This window comes from Mucilaginibacter polytrichastri (genome assembly GCF_001911425.1).
Taxonomy (GTDB): Bacteria; Bacteroidota; Bacteroidia; order Sphingobacteriales; family Sphingobacteriaceae; genus Mucilaginibacter; species Mucilaginibacter polytrichastri.
Genome location: NZ_MPPL01000001.1, coordinates 4,925,947 through 4,937,399, shown reverse-complemented (window position 1 = coordinate 4,937,399; position 11,453 = coordinate 4,925,947). Strand labels below are relative to the sequence as shown.

The following is an 11,453-nucleotide window of genomic DNA, read 5'->3' as shown; positions in this document are numbered from 1 at the left end:
AAATATGGCTGCTCCTAAAGGTAAACTGATTATTATAGGTGGTGCTGTAGATATGGGCAGCAATGTGAATGCCCAGGAAGAGTACATTAAACCAACCGATCATATCCGTTTTTTTGAACGCGGAATATTAAAACGTATCATCACAGAATCGGGAAAACACGAAGGTATTATTGTAGAAGTAATTACCACGGCATCGCAAATACCCGAGCTGGTGGGTAAGGAATATATTAAGGCTTTTAATCAGCTTAATGTATCCCACGTTAACATTATGGATATCCGCAGTAGGGAAGATGCTGCCCAAAAAGACAACCTTGACCGTATTCGCAAAGCCGATGTGGTAATGTTTAGCGGCGGCGACCAGTTACGCCTCAGCTCTATCTTTGGTGGCACAGCATTTCTGCAAATTCTGAAAGAGCGCTACAAGAACGAAAACTTTGTAATAGCAGGCACTTCTGCCGGCGCGGCAGCGGCATCATCAAATATGATCTATCGAGGGCAAAGCAATGAGGCCCTTATTAAAGGCGAAGTGCAGATTACGGCGGGGCTTGGTTTTATCGATTCTGTTTTTATTGATACCCACTTTGTACAACGCGGCCGTATCGGGCGTTTGTTTTATGCAGTGGCTAGCAACCCCGGCATTTTGGGGATAGGTTTGGGCGAAGATACCGGCCTGCTGATTACGGAGGGCAGTATGATGGAAGCCATAGGATCCGGACTAATTATCCTGGTGGATGGCCGCAACATTGTAGAAACCAATATTTATAATGTAGAGATCGGCTCTCCGGTATCGATAGAGAGCCTGCGTGTACACGTAATGTCTATTTTTGATAAATATGATTTGAAGCAACATAAGCTAATGATCAAAAAAACCGTTAAGGTAGAAGAGGGCGTTTATTTACAAGCGCCCGATAAAGACTGAGTAAGAGAGGCAAGAATCGAGAACCAAGAATCAAGAGACAAGATCCTTGCGTTAGGCATAGTAGTGGAAAGCCCGAGCGGGGCGAGGATTGTAACAGATAGCCCGACCCGGAGGGGAACGCCCCGGCAATTAAAATTAGACACAACCCGTCATTACGAGGTACGAAACAATCCCCGATATACAGAGCGGATCTGCAAGTTTGAGATTGCTTCGTATTTCGCAATGAAGAGCATAAATAAATCCGAAATCGAACATTCGACATCCGAAATAATTAAACCATTATGAAACTCATCATCCACGGGGGGTTCTTCAGCGAATCGTTGACTAATCAGGAAGTAAAGAAGGCCAAGCAGGATGCTTTAACTGATATTGTGCAGCAGGGGTATCAATACCTACAAAACCATACAGCGACCGAAACTGTGGTTTACACGGTGCAGCTGCTGGAAGATTGCGACCTTTTTAATGCAGGTACCGGTTCGCAGATACAGAGCGATGGCAAGATCCGCTTGAGCGCTGCGCTGATGGATGGGAAAACCCAGAAATTTTCGGGCGTTATTAATGTAGAGGATATTAAAAACCCAATATTGGTTGCAGAAAAACTGATGCAGCATAATGACCGTGTATTGAGTGGCCTGGGCGCACAGGAATTTGCCCGCGAGCAGGGCTTTGGTTATTTTAATACAGAGATACCGCAACGCCGCCAGGAATATGAAAAGAAATTGAGCGACTCGATCTGCTTGGGTACGGTAGGCTGCGTGGCTTTAGATGCGGATGGTAACCTGGCCGCAGGGACCTCAACCGGGGGCAAAGGCTTTGAAATGCCGGGCCGGGTAAGTGATTCGGCCACTACGGCGGGTAATTATGTTAACCAGTTTGCAGGTATCTCGTGTACCGGTGTGGGCGAAGATATTGTAAGCGGATCTGTAGCCACTAAAATTGTTACACGTGTTACCGATGGCCTATCTTTAGCCGCGGCAACCCAAAAAACTTTAAACGAATTAAAGCCCTTTGACGGCTTTGCCGGGGTGGTTGGGCTTAGTGCCGAGGGCGAAATATACCATGCTGATACTCACCCTTATATGGTATGGGCTTTTAGTGATGGTACAGCCGAGGTATTTCAATAAATAGTTTTTATATTTACTTGCTGATGATAATCAGCAATGCTATTATACACCTATATTTACATACTAGTTAATTTAAATACATTCAAAGGTAAAATCTAATGAGATTAGCCCTACTCTTCTTATTTTGTGCTATCAGTATGTCCGCTTCGGCGCAGTGGTTTACAAAGCACGAACGCTTTCCATTATTAACACAAGTTCAGGATCATACGGTCAGTCGTTTTACCAGGGCCGATCTTCGCAGAAATCAAAAGATGAGGTTTAAAGCTGTAGCACCAAGCGAATATGCCATGGACCTGACCGAACATTTTGTAATGCGTACTGCACAGCACAATATGCGTTTCCGTATTTACAATGTAGCCAGTTATAACTTTAGCGATCTAGCGCTTTTATATGTGCAGCAAAACCGTTATTCTGAAGCGAAATGGTACTTTTTGCAAAGCAACTTCTTATCGCGCCAGCAAAACAACGACAAGCTTACCATCAATAACCTGATGAATTTGGCCGGTGTAAAATCAGACATCGGCGATTTTGTTCTGGCGCAGCAAGACCTGCTCGAGGCGCGTGATATGGCATCGGCACATGGCTGGCTGATTGACCTGATACTGGTAGAAAAGAAATTAAAAACCATCCAGAATTCGCGTATCACATCAACCCGGGCCGAGTTGCGTTACGCCAGTAACGCCATAGCAAGCCAACCGGCAATTGATTAAGCTTATCAACAGCATCATACTATAGTTTGCAATATCACGTTTGTCATATTGCAATACTGTATAAAACATTATTTAGTAATATTTTATTAGTAACTATTGAGGCAGCTTTGCAGCTGTCTCTTTTTATTTACATTAGCAAATAAATACTTGCATATATTGATGTTTGATAACCGATTAGATTTAGTAACTGTAAAACGCATGTTTAAGAAATTATATATCCTACTTATTCTGGGCACGGCATTGGCATGTAAGGCAGCCCCCAGCAAACCACCACAAACAACCGGCCCCGGCGATTTACACCCCGATGAACAACAAAGCGTTGTTTTAAAAGAAGTTGCAGAACTTATCTCGAAATACAACTACAAGAAAGTTGAACTGAATGATTCGATCTCTAAAGTGATTTTCGACAGGTATATCAAATCGTTAGATGAAAATCATAACTATTTCCTGGCATCTGATATTAAAAGCTTCGAACCATACAAAATAGTACTGGATGAAGACATTAGAGAAGGTAACCTTGACGATGTATTCTTCATATTTAACGTTTATAAAAAACGCTATAACGAGCATGTTAAATATTCACTGGCCCAGCTTGATAAAAACTTCGATTTTAACAAAAACGAGGATTTTACTTACGACAGGGATAGCCTGCCATACATAGCCAGCCAGGCCGAGATGGATAACCAATGGTCGCAACGGGTAAAGTATGACCTGCTTAATCTTAAACTGGCTAATGCCGATATGACTAAGAATAAAGACATCCTTAGAAAACGGTATAACAATCTCTTAATTCAATCTAACAAGCTAGCTAATACAGACGTGCTGCAGGTTTTTATGGATGCCTTAACCAATGCCATTGACCCGCACACCAATTATTTTAACCCGGCCAATGCTGCCGAATTTAATATTGATATGTCGCGCTCGCTGGAAGGTATCGGTGCTTCGCTGATGTCTGAAAATGAATATGTAACCATTAAAACCATTGTACCGGGCGGCCCGGCCGATAAAAGCCATTTAATTAACATTGATGACCGCATTATTGGCGTAGCACAAGGCAAAACTGGCGAGTTTCAGGATATTGTAGGGTGGAGGGTAGATAATGCCATCACGCTGATCCGTGGCTCTAAGGGAACCGTGGTTAAATTGAAAATACTGCCTAAAGGCAAAAACGCATCAGACAAGCCTAAGATTGTAGAGATGGTTCGCGAGAAGATCATTCTGCAAGATCAATCGGCCAAAAAAGAGATCCGCACTTATAACGAAAATGGTAAAACAGTTAAAATAGGTATTATTTATGTACCTGCTTTTTACCTCGATTTTAATGCCTATAAAGCCGGAGACCCTAAATATAAAAGCACAACCCGCGATGTTAAACTGATATTGGACACCCTGAAACGTGATAATGTGGACGGTGTGGTTATGGATCTTCGCCAAAATGGTGGTGGCTCATTAGTTGAAGCGGTAGACCTAACCGGTTTATTTATTAAGACCGGCCCTGTAGTACAGGTGCGCGATACCAAAAACCGTGTAGAGGTTGACGAAGATGAAGACCCGGGTATTGCCTGGACCGGCCCAATGGCTGTATTGGTCGACCGCTTTAGCGCATCAGCTTCTGAGATTTTCTCTGGCGCGATACAGGATTATGGCCGTGGTATGATCATAGGTACTCAAACCTATGGTAAAGGTACCGTACAAAGTGTTATTGATCTCGACCAGGTAATAAGCCCGTCTATTAAAGAAATGCTGGCTAATATTACCACAAAAGGCGGAGCTAAAAAACCGATAGGCACCATGTCTAAATTCGGGCAGTTAAACCTTACTATGGCTAAATTCTATCGCATTAGCGGAGGCTCTACCCAGCACAAAGGTGTTACGCCGGATATTAGCTTCCCGGCTGTTATACCATTGGATAAATATGGCGAAGATACCGAGCCATCTGCTTTACCTTATGACATGATTAAGCAAAGCACCTACACCAAAGTGGGCGATTTTAGCACCGTGATTCCGCAATTAAGCAAAATGCATACAGAACGCATGAACAGCAGCCCTAACTACAAATACTTGCTGGAAGATATTGCCGACTTTAAAAAACGCGATGCAGAAAAAAGTGTAACCCTTAACGAGGAGCAGCTTAAAAAACAACGCGATGCAGACGAAGCAACTTCATTTGAACGGAATAACCTGCGCCGTGTGGCCTTAGGCCTTACCCCATTGAAAAAAGGAGAAACCCGCCCTAAGAAAGAAGATCTAGACTTCCTGAAAATTGAAGCCGGACAAATATTAACCGACTATATTAGTTTAGGAAACAAACTCACTGCAACACCGGTTAAGGTTACGCCATAACACTGCAAAATATAATAAAACAGCAAAGCCCCTGATTTTATCGGGGGCTTTGCTGTTTTATTAATGAGGCATTTCCGCAGGGTCTAAAACCCATTATAAGTCTGTATCAACGATATTTATTAGCGACAACAAAAGGGGGTAGTCGCAGCACAAACAAGTTGGCTATGAAGAGGGTTATAACATTATGCCTAAAAAGCCACTGCTCGAATTTACAGATAGAGGGATTTACTGCGCTAAAGGAAAGTTTTATATAGACCCCTGGAAGCCCGTGGATGATGCCGTAATTACCCATGCACATGCAGACCATGCCTATGTGGGGCATAAGCATTACCTGGCCCACCATCTCTCGCGAGAGGTGCTGTATTACCGCCTTGGCGAAATTCAATTGCAAACAGTTGAGTACGGCGAAACCGTGATGAAGAATGGTGTGGAGATCACGCTGTTTCCGGCAGGGCATGTGATAGGCTCGGCGCAAATCAGGGTGGTTAGTCAGGGCGAGGTTTGGGTGGTATCCGGCGATTATAAAACCGAGAATGATGGTGTTTGCACTCCCTTTGAACCCGTGGCCTGTCATCATTTTATATCGGAATGTACCTTTGGCATGCCGGTTTACCAATGGAAACCACAGGCACAATTATTTGATGATATGAACAATTGGTGGCGGTACAACCTCGAGAATAACCTGGCCACGGTTGTTGTTGGCTATTCTTTAGGCAAAGCACAACGCATCATCCAAAACCTCGATATGCTGAACGGTAAAATATTTACCCACGGCGTTATAGAAAATACCAATGAAGCCCTGCGGCGCAATGGCGTAATATTAAACCCAACAGTGCGCATCACGGCAGAATCTGTTAAAGAAGAAGTGCGCAAAGGTATTATCATTGCACCGCCATCGGCAGTGGGCTCGCCCTGGATGCGGAAGTTTCAACCCTATAGTTTTGGTTATTGCTCGGGCTGGATGGCCATTCGCGGTGCTAAGCGCCGCCGGGCTGCAGATCGTGGCTTTGTACTCTCAGACCATGCCGACTGGAACGGCCTCATTAGCGCCATTGATGCCACTGGCTGCGAAAAGGTTTATTTAACCCACGGTTATACTGCCAGTTTTACCCGATATTTAAATGATATTGGCTTTGATGCACACGAGGTGCATACATTGTATGGTGGTGAAGAAGAGGTTGTAGAAGCCCCACTCCAGCCTTCACCAAGGGAGAGGGAGCAAGAAGAAAGTGAAGTTCAAGTCTCCCCTACCGGGGGAGATTTAGAGGGGGCTTCTTTAAGTGAGGCTAATGAAGGAGGCACCATATGAAGGCCTTCGCACAACTCTTCCTCTCGCTCGATGAGACCAACAAAACCAATGAGAAAGTACGCATTTTGAAAGAATATTTCAACTGTGTCCCCGATACAGATAAAATGCATATGCTTGCCCTTTTTACCGGGCGCAGCCCCAAAAGGCAGATCAACAGCACATTATTTAAGCTGTGGGCCCTGGAGGCCTTGCAGTTACCTGCCTGGTTATTTGAAGAAAGTTACCATGTAGTAGGCGATTTGGCCGAAACTATTGCCCTGCTGTTCCCGCAAAACACGGAGCAAAGCAGCAGTAAAACTTTGACTGAATGGATAGCAGAGATCAATGCCTTGGCTACCTACACCGAAGAGGATAAAAAACACTGGTTGCAATACTCATGGTCTATACTCGATACCCAAGAGCGTTTTGTGTTTAATAAATTAATGACGGGCAGTTTCCGTGTGGGGGTATCGCAAAACCTGGTGGTAAAGGCCGTTGCCGAGATTGCCAACCTGGATGCCGCCGTGCTTACCCATCGAATTATGGGCAGTTGGAAACCCGAAGAATATACCTTTGCCCAACTCATTCAACCCAAACAAGATTCGGAAGATATCTCGCGGCCATATCCTTTCTTTTTGGCTTATCCAATCCAGGAAACTTCAGTTGTACAGAAATCTGTTGAAGATTTGCAGGCTGCCTTGGGTGATGCATCTGAATGGCAGGCCGAGTGGAAATGGGATGGTATTCGCGCGCAACTAATTAAACGCGATGGTCAGTTATTTATATGGAGCCGCGGCGAAGACCTTTCGACGGATAAGTTCCCCGAATTGCATCCTTTTATGAAAGATCTGCCAGATGGCACTGTACTGGATGGCGAGATCCTGAGTTTCCGTAATGGCTTACCGCTGCCATTTAATATATTGCAAACTCGTATTGGCCGCAAAAACCTGACGAAGAAAATTTTGGAAGACAGCCCTGTTTCGCTCATTGCCTATGATTGCCTGGAATTTAACGGAGAAGATATCCGCTACAAAACGCAATCAGAAAGACGGGGAATTTTGGATGGCTTGCATCGGGATAATGCTTATCCCGAGATTTTTAATATATCGCCACTCATTACTTTCGGCAGTTGGGATGAGCTTAGCGACATCCGCGGACAATCTCGCGAGATGATTGCCGAAGGAATTATGCTGAAACGCAAGAACGCCACCTACCAGGTGGGCCGCCGCCGGGGCGACTGGTGGAAGTGGAAAATAGACCCATTATCTATAGATGCGGTAATGATTTATGCCCAAAAAGGCCACGGCCGCCGCGCCGACCTTTATACAGACTACACCTTTGCCGTATGGGATGGCGATAAGCTGGTGCCATTTGCCAAAGCCTACTCCGGCCTTACAGATGCCGAGATTAACAAAGTTGATTATTTTGTAAAGCGTAACACGCTCGAAAAATTTGGCCCAGTACGCACCGTAAAACCCGAGTTGGTATTTGAGATAGGTTTTGAGGGGATCAATAAATCAACCCGGCACAAATCTGGCGTGGCATTAAGGTTCCCGAGGATACTGCGTTGGCGGCATGATAAACCAAAAGAAGAAGCGGATAGTATTGAGACATTGAAAGCTTTGTTGGGGGATAATAATAATCTATAAATCCCTTATCCCGAATTTGTTTCGGGATCCCACAGGACAAGTTTGCATGATGAAATAAAGTGGAACGTTCCACTTGTGCCACCTGTTCCATACTGCATACTTAAAAGTCATTATTTAGGTTGGAATTAACATGTAAAATTCACATAATAAGATACTTAAGCAGGGATTTTTAATTAGCCTCATGTTCCACTTTTACTAACTCAAATTAACTTTTAGTGACAAAATTTTGTCACTAAAAGTTAATGAATTAAAGATAAATTGCGTTCAAGCAACGTACAGATTTACATTAAAAAATATCTCCATCCAGATGGATTGCCTTCACTATATTTAACAGATGGAAAACACGCTCCAAATCCTCAATGGCGACGATACTTTAAAAGGGTTTAACGACACCGGCCTCGACGGCGATGTTATTGTTTGGCGCGAAGTGCTCTCTGAAGGGCCGGTTACAAAAACGATCGACAGTGAATTTTGGAAAATGCGTACCGAATGGGTCAGTAAAACATTTACCACTACGCCCGAACATTATTTAGAACACATGGTGGGCCAGCTGGAGAAATTCAATTATCCGTATGAAGAAATTAACCTATGGTTCGAGTTCGATTTGCATTGCCAGGTTAATATGCTGGCAGCCATGCAACTGATTGAACAGCAGTTTGATCTGAGCAACCGCGCTATATATTTGATTAGCCCGGATAGCTACCCCGGTTTGGATGATTTCCGTGGCATGGGCCAGCTGAATGGCGAGCAACTCGAATACCTGTTCGACGGCCGTCTGCGCCTTACCGATTACGACTTTCGGCTGGCCGAAGAAGCCTGGAGCTTATATGTGCGCGGTAATGTTAATGACCTGCAAAACTGGATAGATACTAACCCTTTCTGGGGCAGCCTGCACCAGCTTAAGGCCGCTATGCAAGCGCATGTAAAGCGTTTAACTGTAAATGCTGACGGCCATAATTATATTGAACAAAAGTTATTGGCTATTAAGCAAAGTGGCATAGTGGAGCGCGCTGATATTTATGAACAATTTTGGTCGGCCGAAAAGATTTATGGAATGGGTGACCGGGAGTTGGATATTTATTTGGAACGACTGGACAAAGATTTTTAGTCCGTAACTATAAATATGTGTTTGTTTTGGCTCTTAATTGTTGCCCCTTGCGCCTAACCTTTTCTTCTGCTCAAATAATCATGCCACAACAACATGGTAGCCACGGTTCTGTAGGGTTGCCATTGTTCGGTAATCATTAGTATCTCGTCCCTGGTAACGCCTGCGGGTAATTGCTTTACCTTTTTCATGGCCTGTACAGCTGCCAGATCGCCGATGGGGAAAATGTCGGTACGGTGTAGCACAAACATCAGGTACACATCAACCGTCCAGTTGCCGATGCCTTTAAGTTTGATAAGGCTGGTGCGGATCTCATCATCCGGCTGATTCTCAAATGCTGTCAGATTGATTTGTCCGTTTAAAATTGCTTCGGCCAGGTAACGCACATAGGCCGTTTTTTGCCGGCTAAAATAGCAAGCCTTTAGCTCCTCGTCAGTTAATAGTAAAACACGTGCAGGTGTAATTTCCTGGATAGCTTCTTTCAGTTTATTGAGTGCCGATAACGCCGAAGCCAGTGAAACCTGCTGCTCCAGGATAATGTGCACTAAGGATTCGAAGGTATTGGGCCGCGACCACATGGGTGGGTAGCCATAGTTATGGATGATGGCTGCCAGATCGGTATCTGCTGCCGCCAACTGATTGCAGATGCTGTGAAAATTGCTATGGTCGAAATGGGCGAACATGCAGTAAAGGTAATCGCTTTAAAAACAAAAAAGGCCCTGTTCGCACACAGGGCCTTAAACTCAACCAATCTTAATAAATTAAACAATTACATCGCATTGTAAATGCTCAACCCAAAATGATAATCAAAATTATTTACCAGGCGGGAGAGATTGATACGTTTTGAATTATTTATTCACGCAATCGTTTTCGTAACGGGCTGCCATCCAGTAAATTATTGTACTATTTAATCTGCAGGCAGATTAGGAGCAACATCAATGGCAATTGTTTTGCTAAAATTTATAGCTAAATTTAGTTTCTTTCATTTACTTTCCCGAAATTTACTTTCATGATTAATTTACCGCCGCTGGCCGAGCGCATGCGCCCAAAGTCGCTGGATGATTACGTGGGGCAGAAACATTTGGTAGGGCCGGGGGCTGTATTGCGTAAAGCGATAGAAGCCGGCACCTTGCCTTCTATGATTTTCTGGGGGCCTCCGGGCGTTGGTAAAACCACGCTGGCTTATATTATTTCGCAAAGTTTGTATCGTCCGTTTTTTGCATTAAGCGCCATTAATTCGGGCGTTAAGGATGTGCGCGAGGTAATTGAAAAGGCATCTTTATTGAAAGAGGAGGGGCAAACCCTGCCGATCTTGTTTATCGATGAGATCCATCGTTTCTCAAAATCGCAGCAAGATTCATTGTTGGGTGCCGTAGAGCGGGGTATTGTTACTTTGATAGGTGCCACTACCGAGAACCCATCTTTCGAGGTGATCTCGGCTTTACTTTCGCGCTGCCAGGTTTATATCCTGAAAGCGCTTGACGAAGATGACCTGGTGAGCATGCTGAAAAAGGCGCAAAAGGAAGATGTGGTGCTCAGCAAAAAGAAGATCAACATTAAAGAGCATGAAGCTTTGCTGCGCCTCTCTGGCGGGGATGGGCGCAAGCTGCTTAATATTTTCGAGTTGCTGGTTAATGCTTTTGATAGTAAGAGTATCACCATTACTAATAAAATAGTGTTGGAACATGTGCAGCAAAACATGGCCCTGTATGATAAAGCCGGCGAGCAGCACTACGATATTATTTCGGCCTTTATAAAATCTATGCGGGGGAGCGACCCTAATGGCGCGGTTTACTGGTTGGCCAGGATGCTGGTAGGGGGAGAAGACCCGCTGTTTATTGCCCGCCGCATGCTGATACTGGCATCGGAAGATATTGGTAATGCCAACCCGAATGCCTTGTTACTTGCACAAAGCTGTTTTGAGGCGGTGAATAAAATTGGGATGCCAGAGTCGCAATTGATCCTTTCGCAAACGGTAATTTATTTGGCTACATCGCCTAAAAGTAATTCGGCCACTACGGCAATAGGTGCTGCCATGGAGCTGGTTAGGCGCACCGGCGATTTGCCGGTGCCGCTACACCTGCGAAATGCGCCAACCAAGCTGATGAAAAATATTGGCTACGGTAAAGACTATAAATATGCCCACAACTACGATAATAACTTTGTAGACCTCGACTTTTTACCCTTGGAAGTAAAAGGCACCAAACTGTATGATCCTGGCAATAATGCCCGCGAAAATGAAGCAAAGGAAAAGTTAAAGAAATTATGGGGGAATAGGTATGGGTATTGAAGATTCAATCCCCCCCCCCTCTTTG

At 44.5% G+C, this 11,453-nt stretch carries 9 protein-coding genes; 8 read left to right on the top strand and 1 reads right to left on the bottom strand.

Annotation, left to right across the window (positions count from 1 at the left end; genetic code table 11):
* Nucleotides 1-4: 4 nt before the first annotated feature.
* The 7 genes from RG47T_RS21230 (at nt 5) to RG47T_RS21200 (ending at nt 9,141) form a co-directional block, all read left to right on the top strand.
* The gene (locus tag RG47T_RS21230) at nt 5-919 is read left to right on the top strand and encodes a cyanophycinase (RefSeq protein WP_074491503.1); all 915 of its coding nucleotides are present in this window, start codon (nt 5-7) and stop codon (nt 917-919) included.
* A gap of 281 nt (nt 920-1,200) precedes the next feature.
* On the top strand, nt 1,201-2,043 hold the full coding sequence (locus RG47T_RS21225; RefSeq protein ID WP_074491501.1) for an isoaspartyl peptidase/L-asparaginase: 843 nt from the start codon (nt 1,201-1,203) through the stop codon (nt 2,041-2,043).
* A 98-nt stretch (nt 2,044-2,141) separates the two neighbouring features.
* Nucleotides 2,142-2,753 carry a hypothetical protein gene (locus RG47T_RS21220; protein WP_139235792.1) on the top strand — a complete coding sequence of 204 codons (612 nt, stop codon included), beginning with the start codon at nt 2,142-2,144 and terminating at the stop codon, nt 2,751-2,753.
* A gap of 198 nt (nt 2,754-2,951) precedes the next feature.
* Nucleotides 2,952-5,096, top strand: a complete 2,145-nt coding sequence (locus tag RG47T_RS21215; RefSeq protein WP_074493636.1) for a carboxy terminal-processing peptidase — start codon at nt 2,952-2,954, stop codon at nt 5,094-5,096.
* 184 nt (nt 5,097-5,280) lie between these two features.
* A complete protein-coding gene (locus tag RG47T_RS21210) occupies nt 5,281-6,405 on the top strand; it encodes a ligase-associated DNA damage response exonuclease (protein WP_074491497.1) in 1,125 nt (374 codons plus the stop codon).
* Nucleotides 6,402-8,033 (top strand): ATP-dependent DNA ligase, encoded by a 1,632-nt coding sequence (locus RG47T_RS21205; protein ID WP_074491495.1) that lies wholly within the window; start codon nt 6,402-6,404, stop codon nt 8,031-8,033. Before RG47T_RS21210 ends, RG47T_RS21205 begins: the two co-directional genes overlap by 4 nt.
* A gap of 334 nt (nt 8,034-8,367) precedes the next feature.
* A complete protein-coding gene (locus RG47T_RS21200; protein ID WP_074491493.1) occupies nt 8,368-9,141 on the top strand; it encodes a DUF1835 domain-containing protein in 774 nt (257 codons plus the stop codon).
* A 53-nt stretch (nt 9,142-9,194) separates the two neighbouring features.
* Here the strand turns inward: RG47T_RS21200 and RG47T_RS21195 are convergent, their stop codons facing one another.
* Nucleotides 9,195-9,821, bottom strand: a complete 627-nt coding sequence (locus RG47T_RS21195; protein WP_074491492.1) for a DNA-3-methyladenine glycosylase family protein — start codon at nt 9,819-9,821, stop codon at nt 9,195-9,197.
* A 326-nt stretch (nt 9,822-10,147) separates the two neighbouring features.
* On the opposite strand from RG47T_RS21195, the gene RG47T_RS21190 reads away from it, so the two are divergent.
* Nucleotides 10,148-11,428: a replication-associated recombination protein A gene (locus RG47T_RS21190; RefSeq protein WP_074491490.1), complete on the top strand. Its 1,281-nt coding sequence runs from the start codon at nt 10,148-10,150 to the stop codon at nt 11,426-11,428.
* Nucleotides 11,429-11,453: the final 25 nt, after the last annotated feature.

Excerpts from the sequence above, each read along its gene's own strand:
- RG47T_RS21215 (WP_074493636.1), top strand. The coding sequence starts at position 2,952 with ATGTTTAAGAAATTATATATCCTACTTATTCTGGGCACGGCATTGGCA.
- RG47T_RS21195 (WP_074491492.1), bottom strand. The coding sequence starts at position 9,821 with ATGTTCGCCCATTTCGACCATAGCAATTTTCACAGCATCTGCAATCAG.
- RG47T_RS21190 (WP_074491490.1), top strand. The coding sequence starts at position 10,148 with ATGATTAATTTACCGCCGCTGGCCGAGCGCATGCGCCCAAAGTCGCTG.
- RG47T_RS21220 (WP_139235792.1), top strand. The coding sequence starts at position 2,142 with ATGAGATTAGCCCTACTCTTCTTATTTTGTGCTATCAGTATGTCCGCT.
- RG47T_RS21230 (WP_074491503.1), top strand. The coding sequence starts at position 5 with ATGGCTGCTCCTAAAGGTAAACTGATTATTATAGGTGGTGCTGTAGAT.
- RG47T_RS21200 (WP_074491493.1), top strand. The coding sequence starts at position 8,368 with ATGGAAAACACGCTCCAAATCCTCAATGGCGACGATACTTTAAAAGGG.
- RG47T_RS21210 (WP_074491497.1), top strand. The coding sequence starts at position 5,281 with ATGCCTAAAAAGCCACTGCTCGAATTTACAGATAGAGGGATTTACTGC.
- RG47T_RS21205 (WP_074491495.1), top strand. The coding sequence starts at position 6,402 with ATGAAGGCCTTCGCACAACTCTTCCTCTCGCTCGATGAGACCAACAAA.
- RG47T_RS21225 (WP_074491501.1), top strand. The coding sequence starts at position 1,201 with ATGAAACTCATCATCCACGGGGGGTTCTTCAGCGAATCGTTGACTAAT.